General features: G+C 39.7%; 17 protein-coding genes. 14 read left to right on the forward strand and 3 right to left on the reverse strand.

Annotated features, from left to right (window positions below):
• The first annotated feature begins 261 nt into the window (after positions 1-261).
• The 3 genes from H5087_RS12920 (at position 262) to fliD (ending at position 3,727) form a co-directional block, all read left to right on the forward strand.
• Positions 262-1,653 (forward strand): flagellin, encoded by a 1,392-nt coding sequence (locus H5087_RS12920; protein ID WP_182672338.1) that lies wholly within the window; start codon positions 262-264, stop codon positions 1,651-1,653.
• Between the two features lie 155 nt (positions 1,654-1,808).
• A complete protein-coding gene (locus H5087_RS12925; protein ID WP_182672298.1) occupies positions 1,809-2,234 on the forward strand; it encodes a flagellar protein FlaG in 426 nt (141 codons plus the stop codon).
• A gap of 59 nt (positions 2,235-2,293) precedes the next feature.
• Positions 2,294-3,727, forward strand: a complete 1,434-nt coding sequence (gene fliD / locus H5087_RS12930; protein WP_182672299.1) for a flagellar filament capping protein FliD — start codon at positions 2,294-2,296, stop codon at positions 3,725-3,727.
• Positions 3,728-3,823: 96 nt separating this feature from the next.
• Here fliD and H5087_RS12935 read toward each other — a convergent pair whose 3' ends face one another.
• Both H5087_RS12935 and fliS read right to left on the reverse strand, forming a co-directional pair.
• Positions 3,824-4,138 (reverse strand): hypothetical protein, encoded by a 315-nt coding sequence (locus H5087_RS12935; RefSeq protein WP_182672300.1) that lies wholly within the window; start codon positions 4,136-4,138, stop codon positions 3,824-3,826.
• An 8-nt stretch (positions 4,139-4,146) separates the two neighbouring features.
• A complete protein-coding gene (fliS, locus tag H5087_RS12940) occupies positions 4,147-4,548 on the reverse strand; it encodes a flagellar export chaperone FliS (RefSeq protein ID WP_024592736.1) in 402 nt (133 codons plus the stop codon).
• Positions 4,549-4,970: 422 nt separating this feature from the next.
• On the opposite strand from fliS, the gene H5087_RS12945 reads away from it, so the two are divergent.
• Positions 4,971-6,407, forward strand: a complete 1,437-nt coding sequence (locus tag H5087_RS12945; RefSeq protein ID WP_182672301.1) for a sigma-54-dependent Fis family transcriptional regulator — start codon at positions 4,971-4,973, stop codon at positions 6,405-6,407.
• Between the two features lie 307 nt (positions 6,408-6,714).
• Here the strand turns inward: H5087_RS12945 and H5087_RS12950 are convergent, their stop codons facing one another.
• Positions 6,715-7,308: a DNA-3-methyladenine glycosylase I gene (locus H5087_RS12950; protein ID WP_182672302.1), complete on the reverse strand. Its 594-nt coding sequence runs from the start codon at positions 7,306-7,308 to the stop codon at positions 6,715-6,717.
• A gap of 132 nt (positions 7,309-7,440) precedes the next feature.
• Between H5087_RS12950 and H5087_RS12955 the strand changes: the two genes are divergently transcribed.
• The 10 genes from H5087_RS12955 (at position 7,441) to fliL (ending at position 18,585) form a co-directional block, all read left to right on the forward strand.
• Positions 7,441-8,553: a PAS domain-containing sensor histidine kinase gene (locus tag H5087_RS12955; RefSeq protein ID WP_002959347.1), complete on the forward strand. Its 1,113-nt coding sequence runs from the start codon at positions 7,441-7,443 to the stop codon at positions 8,551-8,553.
• Positions 8,550-10,016 (forward strand): sigma-54 dependent transcriptional regulator, encoded by a 1,467-nt coding sequence (locus H5087_RS12960; protein WP_182672303.1) that lies wholly within the window; start codon positions 8,550-8,552, stop codon positions 10,014-10,016. Before H5087_RS12955 ends, H5087_RS12960 begins: the two co-directional genes overlap by 4 nt.
• Positions 10,017-10,172: 156 nt before the next feature.
• Positions 10,173-10,505 carry a flagellar hook-basal body complex protein FliE gene (fliE, locus tag H5087_RS12965; RefSeq protein ID WP_039484631.1) on the forward strand — a complete coding sequence of 111 codons (333 nt, stop codon included), beginning with the start codon at positions 10,173-10,175 and terminating at the stop codon, positions 10,503-10,505.
• Positions 10,506-10,525: 20 nt separating this feature from the next.
• Positions 10,526-12,241: a flagellar basal-body MS-ring/collar protein FliF gene (gene fliF / locus H5087_RS12970; protein ID WP_039484629.1), complete on the forward strand. Its 1,716-nt coding sequence runs from the start codon at positions 10,526-10,528 to the stop codon at positions 12,239-12,241.
• Positions 12,234-13,274 carry a flagellar motor switch protein FliG gene (gene fliG / locus H5087_RS12975; RefSeq protein WP_007581881.1) on the forward strand — a complete coding sequence of 347 codons (1,041 nt, stop codon included), beginning with the start codon at positions 12,234-12,236 and terminating at the stop codon, positions 13,272-13,274. The genes fliF and fliG overlap by 8 nt, the downstream gene beginning before the upstream one ends.
• Before the next feature lie 3 nt (positions 13,275-13,277).
• Positions 13,278-14,084, forward strand: coding sequence for a flagellar assembly protein FliH (fliH, locus tag H5087_RS12980; RefSeq protein ID WP_002959339.1), 807 nt, complete (start codon positions 13,278-13,280; stop codon positions 14,082-14,084).
• An 18-nt stretch (positions 14,085-14,102) separates the two neighbouring features.
• On the forward strand, positions 14,103-15,437 hold the full coding sequence (gene fliI / locus H5087_RS12985) for a flagellar protein export ATPase FliI (RefSeq protein ID WP_002959338.1): 1,335 nt from the start codon (positions 14,103-14,105) through the stop codon (positions 15,435-15,437).
• Positions 15,437-15,883 carry a flagellar export protein FliJ gene (gene fliJ, locus H5087_RS12990; protein WP_182672304.1) on the forward strand — a complete coding sequence of 149 codons (447 nt, stop codon included), beginning with the start codon at positions 15,437-15,439 and terminating at the stop codon, positions 15,881-15,883. Before fliI ends, fliJ begins: the two co-directional genes overlap by 1 nt.
• 89 nt (positions 15,884-15,972) lie before the next feature.
• Entirely contained in the window at positions 15,973-18,003 is a 2,031-nt protein-coding gene (locus tag H5087_RS12995; protein ID WP_182672305.1) for a flagellar hook-length control protein FliK, read from the forward strand.
• A 57-nt stretch (positions 18,004-18,060) separates the two neighbouring features.
• Positions 18,061-18,585 (forward strand): flagellar basal body-associated protein FliL, encoded by a 525-nt coding sequence (gene fliL, locus H5087_RS13000; protein ID WP_182672306.1) that lies wholly within the window; start codon positions 18,061-18,063, stop codon positions 18,583-18,585.
• The last annotated feature ends 6 nt before the right edge of the window (positions 18,586-18,591 follow it).

Consider the following 18,591-nt stretch of genomic DNA (forward strand, 5'->3'; position numbering starts at 1 on the left):
TAAGTGCGTTTTTTGTTTTTAGGTTATTTAAATCAACTAAAAGCATAATATTCAAACTGTATTTTAAACTCATTTAAAATAACTAATCTTTTAAAACAGTCGGTTAGCTTTTTTAAGTAAATAAAATAATTTATTTCTAAAATACTTCTAAAGATAACTTATCTCCTGCCGTTAACTTAATCAGTACGGAGCTGAGCATACATTTGTGACAGCTCTTGGTTAAATTAAAATAGCAACATTACGAAAGTAATCAGGAGTTTTATTATGATTTCAGTAAACACAAATGTATCTTCATTAAATGCTCAACGTAACTTGTCTCAATCAGGTTCAGACCTTGCAACATCAATGGAACGTTTATCATCAGGCATGCGTATTAACAGCGCAAAAGATGATGCGGCAGGTCTGCAAATTTCAAACCGTTTAACATCACAAGTAAATGGTTTGGCTGTAGCGCAACGTAATGCTAACGACGGTATTTCAATGGCACAGACTGCTGAAGGTGCTATGCAAGAGTCGACTAGTATTTTACAACGTATGCGTGAATTAGCATTGCAATCAGCGAATGGTTCAAACTCAGATTCAGATCGTTCAGCTCTTCAAAAAGAAGTATCTGCATTACAAACAGAACTTACACGAATCGCGGACACAACATCATTCGGTGGTCAACAGCTTTTAGACGGCGATTTTGGAACTAAGAAGTTTCAAATTGGTTCTAATGCTAATGAGACTATATCAATGACTCTTGGTAATGTAGGTGCTGACTCTATAGGTTCTAACGAAGTTAAAGGTGCTTCTGCTGGTTATGGTGTCGCGGCTGACTCTACTTTAGCTGCTAGCCTTACAGCAAATGTTGCTGCCGGAACGTTACAGGCAGTAGGTTTTTCAAACACTTTAACTGTTGGAGCAGCAGCTACTACAACGACAACAGCTGAACAAATAAATTCCGCAGGGTGGGGCATTGAAGCAGAGGCATCTGTAACAACTACTTTGACCTCATTTGATACATCATCGGGTGGTGTGTTGAGTATAGGCGACAACGATTTTGACTTAGCGGCTTTTAATGGTGATATTGACAAGCTAGCAGAAGAAATGAATAAGGTAGGTATTGAGGCAACAGTAGATAGTACTTCGTCACTTACATTTACAGCTAAAAATGTAGATGGTGCTGAACTAGCCGCATTTGCTACGGGTACAGCTCAACTTGGTGGTGGTACTGCTGCAGGTGTTCAAAGTGTTACTTCTGAATTGAAGTTGACATCAGGAGAGGATTTTGTATTAACAGGTACTAACGTTGATGATATTTTGAATCTAGCTGCTACTGGCGGTTCATCTTCACTTTCTGCGATAAGTGATGTTAAAATAGGCACTCAACAAGGGGCTCAAGATGCATTGGCAGCTATTGATGGCGCTATTGCTGCAATAGATAGTCAAAGAGCTGATTTGGGTGCGTTACAGAATCGTTTTGACCACACTATTAGTAACCTTTCTAACATTTCGGAAAACGTATCTGCATCACGAAGCCGTATTCAAGACACCGACTTTGCAACTGAAACAGCTGAAATGACGAAAAACCAAATCTTGCAACAAGCAGGTACGTCAATTTTATCGCAAGCGAACCAGTTGCCACAAACAGCACTTAGCTTACTAGGTTAATAAGTTAAAGGTAATAGCTTAATGGTTAGCTAACTAATACATAAAGTCAGTATTAGTATTTTAAAAAAGGAGGTGGCTTTAGCTACCTCCTTTTGTGGTTTAAGAATATAAACTAAGCTATTGTTGGTTTAATTAAGTACAAATAGGAATCTGTTATGAATACAATTACTTCAAACGCAGAAATTACAACATTACCGACTCCCATTGCTGGTGATGATAAGCAAACAGGGCAAGCTGCTCACTCTTTGACTGAGCGAGCGGTTGATGATGTAAAGCAAACGGAAGTGCTCAATCAACAAAAGTTACAACAAAAACAGTACAAAAATAATAATCAAGATGAAAAAGATCAGCCCTTAGAGCGCGAACAGCTAGAACAAATGGCGCAACAATTGCAGGATTTTATGGGTGAAATGAACCGAAGCTTGCAATTTAAAGTGGATGAAGATTCAGGACGTGATGTCATTAAAGTGCTCGATAAAAACAGCGGCGAAGTAATTAAACAATATCCTTCTGAGGAAGTATTAAGCCTAGTTTCTAAACTGTCTGAATCTGCCGGTATTTTGATCGACCAAACAGTTTAGTAAGTGATTAATATTGCTATTTTAAGTTAGTTTATTTTTAAGTATTCAAGAGGTGAAGCATGGCTATTTCGTTTACAGGGTTAGGTTCTGGGTTAGCAGTTTCGGATATTGTTGATGCACTCGTTAATGCTGAACAAGCACCTGCTGAATCTCGCTTAAATACTACTGAAAGTAAATTAACTACGGATATTTCAGCTGTTGGGGCATTAAAATCTGCACTTGAAAAAGTACAAACCTCAATGGAAGCATTGGGCGATAGTGATAACTACCAAAAGCGAACTGCATCTGGCAATGATGATTTTATATCTATTAGCTCAGATAAAGATGCTCAGCCAGGCAGCTACAATGTAAAAGTAGACGCATTAGCACAGGCTCATAAGTTATCTTCCCCTGCATTTGCCGCTGACGAGGCAATTGGTGCTGGCGTAATTACAATTGGCTCTGGTGCAAATAGTTTCTCTACTGTTTTATCGGCTACAAATACGTTAGAAGATTTACGAGACCAAATTAATAACGGCCCTTTTACTGGCAGTGATAGTAATGATTCTGTTGTTGCGACTATAATAACCAGTGATACCGGTCAGCATTTAGTACTTACAAGTAAAGAAACTGGCGAAGACAACGCAATAACAATTACCGTACAAGACGATGACGGTAATAATACTGATACAGGCGGGTTATCTCGATTGGCTTATGATGTATCAGACGCAGACCCTGCTAATCATACAACTAACCTGACTGAAGTAAATGCTGCACAAAATGCACAAATAACGATTGATGGCACGTTGACAGTATCAAGCAATACTAATGAATTTAGTAACGTGATTGATGGCGTGGATATTACTGCTAAAAAGTTGCATGCCACTGACGACGACTTAAGTGATATATCGGTTACCGAAAACAACACTAATATTAAAACAGGTTTAAATGGGTTTATTGCTAGTTACAATGAATTGTTAGAGCTGAGCAATAATTTAGGTGCATCAGGTGAAGGCGGTGTTGGAGTAATGGCTGGTGACTCATTACTTCGTGGTGTTATGTCAAAGCTTCGAAGTGAAATAACGGAATCAGTTGATTTAGGCGATGGTAATTCGTTATCACTTTCGCAATTAGGTGTCGAAACAGATCGCTACGGTGTTTTAACGCTAAATACAGAAACACTCGATGAGCAAATAGATGCAGATGTAAATTTAGTGCAGCAGTTTTTTGTAGGTGATGACGATGATGGTTTTGCGCAGTCTTTTGATGAGCTAATGAGCTTTTATACAGATTCCGATGGTATTATTCAAAACCGAATTGATAGTAAAACAAATCAACTCGATGACATAGATGATCAGCGCGTGAGCCTTGCTAGTAAAATGGAATCACTATCCTCTCGATTATACGCTCAGTATAATGCGATGGATTTACTTGTCGCGAGCCTCAATAACACCAGCAGTTATGTTCAAGCTCAATTAGAGAATATGCCAGGCGTAGTACGAGATAACTCTTAGTAGATAAGTATGATACTAAATTAATAGCTAAATTAAGAAAACACAAAAAAACCGTTATTTAAAACGGTTTTTTTGTGTTTTCTATTTGAGTAGATTTTAGCGACTTGCTTTATAAGCTTTAATCGCCTTACCTGATTTTTTATGTTTAATAATAGCTTTAGATGATTCGTTTTTTGCACCATTCGCTTTTACTAAAATAGTATTGATACGAAGCTGAATTAATTCTAATTCCTCCGCACTTGGGCCGTCGCTGCTTTCGCACCATTGCTTTAGTTCAACATTTAAAGTGTCTAAAAGAGGCTGAGCTTCATCTGCATTATCATCATTTACTAAGACTTCAATTTTACTAAGCAACGTTTGTATGAGCTCAGAGCTGTTTATTAGTTGCTCTGAAGATGTTGGCGAGTCCATAATTGAAATTAAACCGCAGGGCTGCGTTGATCTAGCGGGATGTTATCCCAACCTTCTTTAATTTCTTTAACAATACTTGATACTTCCACAATTGCTTCAATATCGTTGTTTATGTTCGCTTGCGTTAAACGGCGTTGGCAGTAATCGTAAAGTGCCAATAAATTGTTCGAAATACTAGGGTCTTGCTCTACTTCTAAATTAAGTGCGTCTTGCAGTGCACCAAATAATAAAACACAGGCTGAAATGTTTTCACCTTTTTTTTGTATTTCTTTGCGCTCAATAAACCCTTTTGTTGCTGCTAAGCGACCGATAATATTACTGAATATAAGGTTTATTTGTTCGTAAGGGGCCATTTCGGCAATGCTGCTAGCACGAACTTGACCGTATTTTTTTACTGAGACATGAGCCATGGGATGATCCTAAAATTTAAAACAATAAAATTATGTGAAAGTTGATGTAAAAACTTACATAAAAATTTAATAAAGCTTTTATACTTTTACAAGAACAAAGCAATATTAATGCCAAGCATTTTCACTTATTTATATATCGGCATTAGTAACTTCAACTTAAATTTATAATTGAGTTTATTTACTAACAATAGCATTTTTATAGCCGAGTAAATTAATTTTTAGAGCTAAGTTATAGCTAGGTAATAACTAAGTTAAAACTATAACCCATACTTAATGATTAACTATTAAGTATGATTGACTTAACTAGCCCGCCTGTTTTTTGGCGTTTATGTCAAAAAACTGCCGCTATCACTTGCATCCATGCTGAACTGGCTTACAATTTAACTAATTATACAAATTAGTGAAAGTACGGCTCGCTAAATATGATCTTGATTTTAGATAATAATAACAACCGCGCAATAGGATTAAATGCTTCACTTGGCTTTATTGGTGAAGCTGTACAACTATTAAGCGAAGACTGCTTTGAACAAGAATGCAAAAAATATCAGCAGCAAGAATGCATGATTATTTTAGGAGCGTTGCAATCACTTGACCACGAAAGCTTAATTAAACGCTATCCAACATTACCGTTTTTATTAATTGGCGAAACGCTAAAACCACTATTAAGTATAGCTAATGTGGTGGGGCTTATTTGCGAGCCATTTAATCACGAAGTGACAACGCAGTTACTTCACGATTGCCAGCAGTATCAGCGCATGTTGCCAAATGAGCATAAGCATTCTAAACCACATAAAACTTTTGACGGACTTGTTGGTGAAACAGAGGCCGTAAAAGATGTTCGCTTTTTAATTGAACAAGTGGCAAAAACCGATGCTAATGTTTTAATTTTAGGCGAGTCAGGCACAGGTAAAGAAGTGGTTGCCCGTAATGTACACCTGCTTTCAAAGCGCATTAATGGACCGTTTGTACCTGTAAACTGTGGTGCTATTCCGGCAGAGCTGCTCGAAAGTGAACTATTTGGCCACGAAAAAGGCGCGTTTACTGGTGCTATATCGGCTCGTAAAGGGCGCTTTGAACTAGCTCAAGGCGGGACGCTATTTTTAGATGAAATAGGCGATATGCCACTGCAAATGCAAGTTAAGTTGCTGCGAGTATTGCAAGAACGCAGCTACGAACGTGTTGGTGGTACAAAGGCAATCCAAGCTGATGTACGCGTTATTGCGGCCACGCATCGTAATCTTGAAACAATGATTGAAGAGGGTAGTTTTAGGGAAGATTTATATTACCGTTTAAATGTATTCCCTATCGAAAACCCATCGCTGAGTGAACGAGCTGATGATATTCCGCTGCTTTTAAAAGAGTTAATGCGCCGTGTTAACGACCAGACTGGTTCTACCGCTAAGTTTACAGAGCGCGCAGTTGAGAGCTTAAAAGAACATGCTTGGCCTGGTAATATTCGTGAGCTTGCTAATTTGGTGGAGCGTATGGTTATTATGTTCCCTGACAAAGTGGTTGATATTCCTGATTTACCTAACAAATATCGTTACATTGAAGTTGAAGCCTACGAGCCAGAATACCCTGAAGAGTTAATGGAAAAAGATGCCTTTAACGACATATTTAGCACCGGTTTTAGCGATTACGAAAGTGAGCCTGACGCTGAGTTTAGCCAAACGGGTAGTGGGCTATTGCCTGATGATGGTATTGAACTTAAAGATTATTTAGCAGAACTTGAAATAGGCTTAATAACCCAAGCGTTAGAGCGCTATGATTACGTTGTAGCGCGTGCTGCGGAGATATTAGGGGTTCGCAGAACAACACTCGTTGAGAAAATGAAAAAGTATAATCTTTCAAGAGATTAGAAATACGAAAATGGTGAAATACTTTTCGTTATTTATTATTCATTTGTGATCAATCACTTTACGGGCTTTGCCCGTCACGCAAGCAAGCTTGGCGTCTACAAGATAAACACAAACTTAAACCTCGGCGGTAGACGCTGAGCTTGCTCGTGTGAAAAGCGAAGCTTTTAATCACTTAAATAAAACGTTATTTCACAAAGAGAAAAACGAAGGTAAATGAGAAACCATAGTCAACTTACGCTTTACTTCTCTAAAGCGCAGCGTCTCTTAACCTCTTTGTGAACTAATCACTTTTATGGTTATAAATCACTTACTCACTAAAAGTCTTAATAATTTCTTCTTTTCTAAAACAATCATTACTGTGATCGTTAACCATACCGCAGGCCTGCATATGAGCGTAAACCGTTGTAGGGCCTAAAAACTTAAAACCCCGTTTTTTTAAATCTTTAGCAAATGCTGTTGATGCCTCTGTAATTGCTGGGTAGTCCTCAGCGTTATTTAAATTACTTATAATCGGTTTATTATCGACAAACTGCCATTGGTAGTTACTAAAACTTCCAAATTCTTTTTGTATTTCTACAAAGCACTTTGCGTTGTTAACAGTTGCCGCAATTTTTAAGCGATTGCGCACAACCCCTTCATCAAGCATTAGTCTCTCAACGTCATCTTGTGTGAATTGTGCCACTTTATCTACATCAAAATTAGCAAATGCTTTTTTGTAACCGCTACGCTTTTTTAAAATTGTGTACCAGCTTAAGCCGGCTTGCGCTGATTCAAGAGTGATAAATTCAAACAGCTTTGTATCATCATAAAGAGGGACGCCCCATTCTTCATCATGGTAAATAACGTAGTCGGGTTTAGTGGTGTCGAGCCACGGGCAACGGCACTTTTTTTGCTCACTCATTATTATTCCTTTTTGTGTGCGTCATTTTTATGTCGCTCAAATTATTGATGTAACTTAATGATAAGTATGTAAATAAATTTTGGTATAAATCGTGCATTTAGACATGTATCTACATCAATTCGAGATTTGATTATGGCCCTTGCTAGCGTGCTAAAACCACAGTTTTTTTCTGCAAATCAGTATAACCCATGTTTACTTCAAGAGGAGTACATTGGTGAATTAAGCGATCTGCGCAAGCAAGCAAGTTGGCTTTCGCATTTGGTTGATACCATGCCAGCAGGCGTGGTTGTACTTGATGGCAAAGGGTTGATTGCAAAAGCGAATCAAATAGCGATTGATATGCTTGGCGAGCCACTTGAAGGCGAACGCTGGTTTAATGTTATTCAGCGCTCTTTTAGGCCACATCAAGATGATGGCCATGAAGTGTCATTAAAGGACGGGCGTCTAATAAAGCTTGATATTACCGCTTTAGCACCAGAGCCTGGGCAACTTATTTTGATGACGGATTTAACCGAAACCCGCCGCTTACAAAAACGTGTTGCACATATGCAGCGATTAAGCGCGCTGGGCAAAATGGTTGCATCATTAGCGCATCAAGTACGCACACCGCTGTCAGCCGCTATGCTGTACGCTGCTAATTTAGGATCAAAGCGCTTACCCGAAGCATCTCGTGATAATTTTCAAACAAAGTTAATGTCGCGTTTAAAAGATTTAGAAACTCAAGTAAACGACATGCTGTTATTTGCTAAAAGTGGCGATCAGCAAGTTGTTGAGCAAGTTTCAATGCAGCAGCTTTTAACCGAAGTTAAAGCAGGTGCTGATGCGATGGTCGCACTTAATGAAAGTGAACTGGATGTAAGCTTACCAGAGCCAGATATACAAATAGTTGGTAATAAAACGGCATTGGCCAGTGCTATTCAAAATCTAGTGCACAATAGTATTCAAGTTATTGGCAGCGGCGCAAAAGTAAAAATTAGCGCACAAAGAGATTTAAAAGATTTAGATATGGTTCGTATTAGTGTGAGTGACAATGGCCCAGGTGTTGATTTAAGCCAAAGCGATAAAATTTTTGAACCATTTTTTACTACAAAAAGTCAGGGCACAGGTTTAGGGCTTGCTGTAGTGAGTTCGGTGGCTAGTGCGCACCAAGGCCGTGTTGATGTGACTAATAATACGCAGGGTGGTGCCTGCTTTAGCTTGTTACTGCCTATTAAGGCAACATCTAAATTAGAGGGGTCATTATGAGTAACACTATTTTAGTTGTCGAAGATGACGCAGGGCTTCGTGAAGCCTTAATAGATACCCTTGAAATGTCGGGTATTGAATGTGTTGCAGCGAGCAGTGCTGAGCAAGCAATGTTACTGCTTAAAAAAGATCAATTTTCGCTTGTTGTAAGCGACGTGCAAATGGGCGCAATGAGTGGGCTGGATTTACTACGCAGTATTAAATTAAACCACCCTGATTTACCTGTATTGATGATGACGGCCTATGCCACAATTGACGATGCGGTAGAGGCCATGCGCCTAGGTGCAATTGACTACATGGCAAAACCATTTGCACCTGAAGTGCTGTTAAATATGGTGAGCCGTTATTTGCCTGAAAAAGCAAAAGAAACCGACGGCCCCGTTGTTGCTGATCCAACTAGTATTCAATTATTGGAGCTTGCAAGTAAAGTAGCACGCTCTGATGCAAGTGTAATGGTACTTGGTCCAAGTGGTTCAGGTAAGGAAGTACTTGCGCGTTATATTCATGATAAGTCGAGCCGATGTAATGAGCCATTTGTAGCGATTAACTGCGCGGCTATTCCTGAAAATATGCTCGAAGCCACGTTATTTGGTTACGAAAAAGGGGCTTTTACGGGGGCGATTCAAGCATGTCCGGGTAAGTTTGAGCAAGCACAAGGCGGTACTATTTTACTTGATGAAATTACTGAAATGGATTTAGGGCTACAAGCTAAACTTTTACGCGTACTGCAAGAACGTGAAGTAGAGCGTTTAGGGGGGCGTAAAACAATTCAGCTCGATGTACGTATTTTGGCAACCAGTAATCGTGATTTAAAAGAAGCTGTGGTAGATAATCAGTTTAGAGAAGATTTATATTACAGGCTTAATGTTTTTCCACTTATGTGGCGACCATTGTGCCAACGCCCTGGCGATATTATTGTATTGGCTAAGCATTTAATTGAACGCCATATAAGTAAAAGCAAAGAGCCCATGGCATATTTAGATAAAGCTGCTGAGCAAAAGTTACTGGCTCACGCGTGGCCTGGTAATGTACGTGAGCTTGATAACGTTATACAGCGTGCGCTTATACTGCGAAGTGGCGATACAATAAACGAGCATGCTATTTTTATCGAAAACTTAGTATCTAATAACTTTGTTATGGAGCCTTCATTGGTACCGGCGCAAACCGTATCGCAAACAGAAGTGACTCACGCAGATAAAGGCGTTGATAAAAGCACGTTAAGCTCTGCATATTATGATGAAAAATCGCATGCTGAGGATGAGCCTAAACAAGGTTTGCTAGCGGCAGATACCGGTAGCTATAAAGATGAGCTTAAAGACAAAGAGCATCGCATTATTTTAGAAACCCTTGCTCGTTGCCAAGGTAAGCGTAAAGACGTTGCTGAAACGTTGGGTATAAGCCCGCGCACTTTACGTTATAAACTAGCGCAAATGCGCGATTTAGGTATTTCACTTCCTGCATAACCTCCTATAAACCCTAAGTTTGCGCTGCGAACTTAGGGTTGTCAAAACTCTGACTCACACAAATTAAAGTTAACCCATTGTATTTTAATGATTAATTATTTGGCATGCTTTGTGCTTTATTACTTATAAGAGTTCACTGCGTGTCAGAGATAAATTATGAAAATTCAAAACAGTGCTGTATTTCAAGAAATGCAATCAATGGCTTTAGAAGCCGGCCGTAATAATCAAACTAATAAACTGCCAACTCAGGTGCAGTCTACTTCTACAGCACAATTTGGCGACATGCTAAGTGATGCAATAAATTCAGTGCACGGATTACAACAAGATGCCGCGCAAAAAGTAACAGCAGTTGAGATGGGGGATCGAAGTGTATCCCTTGCTGAGGCGATGATTGCTTCTCAAAAATCGTCAGTTGCTTTTGAGGCTACAGTACAGGTTCGTAATAAACTTGTTGAAGCTTATAAAGAAATCATGAACATGCCTGTTTAATTAGGTAGTGGAGAATTATTGTGGCGCAATCTAACCAATCTACAGACCTAGCACTTGCTGGTGGCGGTATTGACCAAAGTGGTGGTGATGATCAACAAGAACAAAAGTCAGGCTACTTAAGTGCTTTAAATGGTGTTGATGTATTGCGCCAAGTAACATTGGTTATAGCATTGGCTATTTGTTTAGCTATCGCGATTTTTATTATTATTTGGGCTCGTCAGCCAGATATGCGCCCGTTAGGCAAAATGCAAACAGAAGAGCTTATTCAAACATTAGACTTTTTAGATGCGCAAAAAATTGAATACCAACTAGATGGCAATGTTGTATCGGTTGATGAAAGCGAATACCAAAACATTAAATTGCTAATGACCCGCGAAGGGTTAGAGCAAGGCCCTGCATCTGGCTCTGACATAATTATGCAAGATATGGGCTTTGGTGTAAGCCAACGCTTGGAGCGCGAACGCCTTAAACATGGCCGCGAGCAACAACTTGCCCGCACCATTGAAGAGCTAAATAACATTACTCGCGCCAAAGTATTGTTAGCCATCCCTAAAGAAAACGTATTTGCCCGCAGAGAGAAAAAACCATCCGCTACTGTTGTATTAACACTTAAACGTGGCCGCTCACTTGACCGTGAAGAAGTAGACTCTGTTGTTGATATGATTGCTTCTGCAGTACAAGGCTTAGAGCCTGCACGTGTTACGGTTACTGACCAAAATGGTCGATTATTAAATTCAGGTTCGCAAAGCTCATTAGCAGCACGCTCTCGTAAAGAATACGATTTAGAACGTAAGCGCGAACAAGAGTATCTTGAAAAAATAGACAGTATTTTAATACCGGTTGTTGGGCTTGCAAACTATACAGCTCAAGTTGATCTGAGCATGGACTTTAGCTCAGTTGAGGAAACTCAAAAGCGTTATAACCCAGACCTACCAGCGGTTAGAAGCGAAACCACATTTGAAGAAAATAACATTGGTGGTTTAGCTGTTGGTATTCCTGGTGCGCTTACAAATCAACCACCGCTAAACTCAAACATCCCTGAAGTTGCAGGACAAGGCGGCGCAGGTACTGCTACGTCACCAACACGTAGCCACAAAGAAGCAACACGTAATTATGAACTCGATACAACAATTTCTCACAAGCGCCAGCAAAGTGGTGTAATACGCAGAATAAGTGTGTCAGTTGCTGTTGACTACGTCCCTAAAGTGGGAGAAAACGGCGAAACAACTATGGCCCCGCGCTCGGTAGAGGCATTGTCAAATATTCGTCGCTTACTACAAGGTGGTGTAGGTTTTGATATGCAACGTGGTGATGCACTTGAAGTAGTAACAGTGCCGTTTGTACGTGAAGCAACAAATTTAGCAATAGAAGTGCCACTGTGGGAACAAGACTGGTTTATGAAAATAGCCCGCCTTGTACTAGGCGCCTTAGTTATCATTGTATTGATAATGGCAGTAGTAAAACCAATGCTTAAGCGCTTAATTTACCCAGACGATACACTAGAAGAATACGACGAAGATGCATTAAGTTCAGGCGTAGATATTGGCGACAATACACTTGATATGCTAAATAAAGACTTTGATTCTGCTTCGGTTGGTTTCTCAAGTGATGGTACACTGCAGTTGCCGGATTTACATGGCGACGAAGATTTACTCAAAGCAATTCGTGCCCTTGTAGCTAACGAACCAGAACTATCATCACAAGTAGTGAAAGCGTGGTTAACAGAAGATGACTGATCAAGAACAAAAACAACTCCCGCCAGCCTTTGATGTTGATAAGCTAGATGGGGTAGATAAAGCCGCTATATTACTTTTGAGTTTATCAGAAGAAGATGCCGCGCAAATCCTTAAACACTTAGAACCTAAACAGGTGCAAAAAGTGGGTATGGCAATGGCTGGGCTACAGGATTTATCTCAAGCTAAAATTAGCGCTGTACACAACTTGTTTATAGAACAAATTCAAAGCTTTAGTACCATTGGTTTTCAGTCAGAAGACTTTATTAAAAAAGCGCTTACAGCAGCACTTGGTGAAGACAAAGCCGCTAGTCTTATTGACCAAATTGTTATGGGCTCAGGTGCTAAAGGCTTGGATTCATTAAAATGGATGGACTCTAAGCAGGTAGCAAACATTATTCGTAATGAGCATCCGCAAATTCAAACCATTGTATTATCGTATTTAGAGCCAGAACAGTCAGCTGAGATTATTGCTCAGTTCCCTGAAAAAGTGCGTTTAGATTTAACAATGCGTATTGCAAACCTTGAAGAAGTTCAGCCAGCAGCACTGCAAGAGCTAAACGAAATTATGGAAAAACAATTTGCCGGCCAAGCAGGTGCACAAGCTGCTAAAATGGGTGGCTTAAAAGCAGCTGCAGATATAATGAACTACCTAGATACCAATGTAGAAGGGCAGTTAATGGACTCTATTCGTGAGCATGACGAAGAGATGTCGCAGCAAATTCAAGACTTAATGTTTGTGTTTGAAAACTTAATGGATGTTGAAGACCGTGGTATTCAAGCAATCCTACGAGAAGTACAACAAGACGTATTAATGAAAGCAATTAAAGGCACCGACGATGCCCTTAAAGATAAAATACTGGGCAATATGTCTAAGCGTGCAGCCGAAATGCTTGCTGATGATTTAGAAGCTATGGCACCTGTTCGTATAAGTGAAGTAGAAGCAGCGCAAAAAGAGATTTTATCAACAGCGCGTCGTTTATCTGACTCAGGTGAAATTCAGCTGGGCGGCGGCGGTGGCGAGGAGTTTTTGTAAACCATGAGCAAACTCAAAGGGCGCACACTTCGGGCTGATGAAGCAGATGAATTATTAAAAAACTGGGCTATTCCAGATGTAGCACCAGATGAGAGCAGCTTTGGCAATCGCTCTACAGCTTACGGTACACCGCTTAGTGATCTGTATAAAAAAGAATTAGCTGAAGAAATGCCAATTGATGAGCCACAAGAACCAGAATTGCCTGCGCTTACTATGGTTGAGCTTGAACGCATTAGGCAAGATGCCTACGAAGAAGGCCTCAAGCAAGGTCATGAGCAAGGCTACATAGACGGTTTTGAAAAAGGCGTTGGCGAAGGCAAAGAGGCTGGCTACAAAGAAGGCTTAGAGCAAGGTAAAACAAAAGGCCTTGATGACGTAAAACCATTAATTGAAGAGCAGTTAACAAGTTTAAAAACTATTTTAGAGGGACTTACTGCACCGCTAGATAAAGTAGATGAACAAGCTGAAAAGCAATTAGTACAACTTGCTAGTATGTTAGCGGAAGCTGTTATTTATCAAGAAGTAAAAACATCGCCAGATGTGATCTTACATACGTTAAAGCAAAGTATAGATTCTCTTAATGCCGAGCAAGAAAAAGTACGAATTCATTTAAACCCCGAAGATTTAGAGCTCATAAAAGAGAGTTACGGTGAACAAACCATTATTGATAATAACTGGCAATTAATGGCAGAGCCCACTCTTGAGCGCGGTGGCTGTGAAGTTAAAACAGCGCAATCATCACTCGATATGACCCTTAAAACACGTGTCAAAGAAACGTTGGATAGTTTTTTGCATAATAGTGGTATCTAACTATTTTATCGGCGTGTTATGTCAACTCAACGTGCACCTTTAAGCGAACGCTTATCTCAATATCAACAACATATTAAAACCCCAGCGCCTGCTGTGGCAGGTATTTTAACGCGTGTTGTTGGCCTTACCCTTGAGGCTAGAGGTTTACGTGCTCCCGTTGGTAGCCAATGTAAAATAGAAACTATGAACGGCTTTGTAGACGCCGAAATAGTCGGTTTTAACGATCAAACTTTGTATTTAATGCCTAATGATCATATCTCTGGTGTACTTCCAGGTGCGCGTGTAATTCCTCAAGTTAATAACTTAGGTTTACCTGTAGGGATGAGTTTACTAGGGCGCGTGGTTGATGGCTTAGGGCGACCGCTAGATGGCCTAGGTAAAATTAATGCTGAGCATCATTTAAAGTTTGCACAAAATACTATAAACCCGCTTTCAAGAAGACCAATCACTAAGCCTATGGATGTAGGTGTGCGTGCTATTAACTCGGTTATTACAGTAGGGCAAGGCCAGCGCATGGGCTTGTTTGCAGGCTCCGGTGTGGGTAAATCAGTACTTCTCGGTATGATGACCCGAGGTAGCGAAGCCGATGTCATTGTTGTTGGCTTAGTGGGGGAGCGTGGCCGCGAAGTAAAAGAATTTATTGAAGAAATACTTGGTGTAGAAGGGCGCAAACGTTCAGTTGTTGTCGCAGCGCCCGCTGATTCATCACCGCTTATGCGTTTAAAAGGCTGTGAGAGCGCCGTAACTATTGCAGAGTATTTTAGAGATCAGGGTTTAAACGTATTATTGTTACTCGATTCGGTAACGCGTTATGCAATGGCGCAACGTGAAATTGCACTTGCTGTAGGCGAGCCGCCTGCTACAAAGGGTTATCCGCCTTCGGTGTTTGCTAAATTACCTGCGCTGGTGGAACGTGCTGGTAATGGCGGTGAAGGACAGGGTTCAATTACCGCCTTTTTTACGGTGTTGAGTGAAGGCGATGATATGCAAGACCCTATTGCTGATGCAGCGCGAGCTATTTTAGATGGCCACATTGTATTATCGCGTGATTTAGCCGACAGCGGGCACTATCCCGCTATAGATATAGAAAAATCGATTTCGCGTGTTATGCCTCAAGTCGTTTCTGAACCACACATGCAACAAGCCCGTGTACTTAAGCAAGTTTATTCAATGTATCAACAAAACAAAGATATGATTACTTTAGGTGCTTATCAAAAAGGGACCGATCAAATGCTCGACCAAGCCATAAATATGATGCCAAGAGTAAATGCATTTTTACAACAAGGTATGCGAGATGTCATTAGTTACGATGATGGTCTGCAAGGTCTTGCTCAGTTACTAGGACAAGCATAATGGCTAAAAATAAACTCGATTTATTGCTCAAAATTGAAAATGATAAAGAAGAAAGTTTGCGCATGAGTTACTTACAAGCCAATCAAAATTTGCAAGCAAATCAACAAAAGCTGCAAGGTTTAAATAACTTTAGACTTGAATATTCTCAACAGTTACACCTAAAAGGTAAGTCGGGTTTATCTAGTGCAGGGTTTGGTCAGTACCATGCTTTTATAGCTAAAATTGAAGAGGCAATTCGCCAACAAGCAAGTACAGTAAATACAGCTAAGCAAGTTGTTACTCAACGTAAAACGCTATGGCTTAAGCAGCAAATTAAAGCTAAAGCAGTTGCCAAATTAATCGAGAATCAAAAACTCAAAGCAAATGCGTTAATGGCTAAAAACGAGCAAAAAATGTTAGATGAGTTTTCAGCTAATCAGTTTTTTCAACGTCGGAAAGCTTTGTAATTCAGGCACGTTAATTGCTTTGTTACTTAGTGGTATTTAACTTTTGGCGGTATGCGGTGGCATATTGCCGTAATGGTATTAGGTGATTTATGGCGATGAATAACATTTCGTTTTTAGTTTCTTCTGAAAAAGATTCACTGTTAGCTTTTAAAGACAATAGCTTAGCTAATGGCGAAGGAAATTTAGGCGAGGAATTTTTAAGCCAGCTAAACGAAGCACATAACTCTATGAGGCCTTTGCTTAAGGGCAATAAAAATCCCGATGCCGAAAACTCGATTGCCATACCTAAGCATAAACAGCCAGAAGAAAATGAAAATCTGAGCGTAAAGCTAGATGAAATAACAACAGACGAAGTTACTTTTGTATCTGTTGAGATGCTTGATCAAATTAATTCAGCACAAGCAATGAGCACCTCGATTAATAAGCCGTTCGATGCAACTAACAGTTTAGAATCAGAAAATGCAGAGTTAGAAACCACCTCAGTAATTTTATCTGCTAATACAAGTGATGAAGTAACGACTGAAGAAGCGAATATAGCCAGTGTAGTGCAAAATCCAATTGCCACTAATGTAGACTCTAAAACGGCTAAATTAATTGATTCAAAAAGCGATAACTTAAGCTCACGACCTTTGAACTCTTTACCATTAAATGAAGGCAAGCATCGAAAAAGTGATGTTGCTGAAGCTATTGAAGGGCCATTAAATTCTATAAATAAAAAGCCCGATGACAGCCCTGGCTCTACATTAGAAAAACCTGAATTTGCATCAATGGGTTCTAAAGAGCAGCTAGGACAAAATAAGTCTGCTGATAAAAATAATATAGTTTTGCCAACACCCGCCGACAAAGCGAGCGTTACTCAGTCTCCTTTAGCCACAACTGAAGGTGATAATAATGCAGCAATAAATACGTTAATGACTAAAGATGCGAGCTTAATTAAAGCTAATAGCGTTATTGCTAGTTTAACGCTTGAGCAGCGCTCACAACTTAACGCGCAAGTTAAGGTATTAGAGAATACTGATTCAACAAATAGCGCAACTAGTAACACTTCAAATCTTAAGCAAATGCTTGCACAATTTATTACTGATAACGAAAAAGCGCAAAGCACGGTAACAAAACACTCTTTTAGCGCAGAAATAAATTCACTTAATACAGCTGAAAAACAAAGTTTATTAACGCAATTAAACGCATATATTAAAACAGAGCAGCCTAAAGGCGAGCAGTTGTCAGTGCTTAAGCAAACAGTTAATGAGTTAAAAGCTTCTATTGAAATAGGGCTTGCTGATACCGCTAAATCAGACTCAAAAATGTTTGTGGCCTCAGAGACTACTAATGCAGTAAATGCAGTATATGATCCACAAAAGTTAAGCTTAAAGGCATCTACAAACGAAGGCGCGGATATTAATAAAGCTGTAGCAACCTCAGCTAAACGTGATGATTTATTAAAATCACTTGAAGAGTTACAAAAAGATGGGCTTAGAAAAACAACGGCAGAACAAACGCCTGCACGCGTAGCACAAGTATTTACGCAAATTACAGCCGCTTTAAATACTCAGCAAACGAGCACATTAAGCCAATACGACTCATTAAGTTACGAGCAGAGCTTACTTGATACCCAAATAATACAAACTCAACAATTACAAAGTACATCACAAGTTAAGCAAGTAAGTATTGATCCAGGTGTAATGCAGGCAATTAATATTGTTAAAAGTGATGCAGCTAAATTACTGCAAGACCGCGTTAGCTCAATGTTGAGCATTAATAATAAAGAAGCAGAAATTCGCCTCGATCCTCCAGAAATGGGTAGCATGCAAATACGTATTCGTAGCGATGCAGAACAAGCACATATAAATTTTGTTGTACAAAACCAGCAAGCCAAAGAAGCACTTGAGCAATCAATGCCGCGCTTACGTGAAATGTTAGCGCAACAAGGACTAGAGCTTGGTGAAAGCACAATTTCTTATGGGCAATCTGGTGGTGAAACAGCTGAGCAAAGTGAGAGTGGAGCCCAAGGTAATTTGGCTAATAATAAGTCAGTTAATGATGAAAACGACGAGCAAGCAAATAACACTGCACAAAGTTCTCGACAACAAACTTCATCATCAATAGATTACTATGCCTAAGTACTGCTATTATAATAGTTAAAACAAGCAAGTACCTTTGCGATTAAAGGAATCATGATGGCTGAAGAAGCAAGTTTAGAAATCGAAGAAACCGGTAAAAGTAAAAAGAAACTAATAATAATCATAGTAGCTGTACTACTTATCGCAGGTGGTGCTGCGGGTTACTTTTTTATGTCAGGTTCGGATGCGCCAGTTGAAACCTTAGATGAAGAGACTGCGATGTCAACAGATGCAGTTGAGCCTACTGATTCAGCTGAAATTGGTAGTGCTTTATATGTTGCTATGCCACGCCCATTTGTATTTAACGTGCCTGGCTCAAGTCGCGATAGAATTGTACAAATTAAAGTACAATTATTAGTACGTGGCGAAGTAAATGAAGAAACAGCCAAAAAACATATTCCACTAATAGAAGGGACGCTATTAAGCGTGTTTTCTACTACAACAGCTGATGAATTAAGTACGAGCTCTGGTAAAGAAACACTTCGTTTTTCTGCACTTGAAAAGGTACAAAAAGCCTTAATGGATGTTGAAGGCAGTAAAGTAATTGAGCGGGTATTGTTTACCGGCTTTGTGATGCAATAAGGGGTT

It is taken from the genome of Pseudoalteromonas sp. SR43-7 (assembly GCF_014163785.1).
Taxonomy (GTDB): Bacteria; Pseudomonadota; Gammaproteobacteria; order Enterobacterales; family Alteromonadaceae; genus Pseudoalteromonas; species Pseudoalteromonas distincta.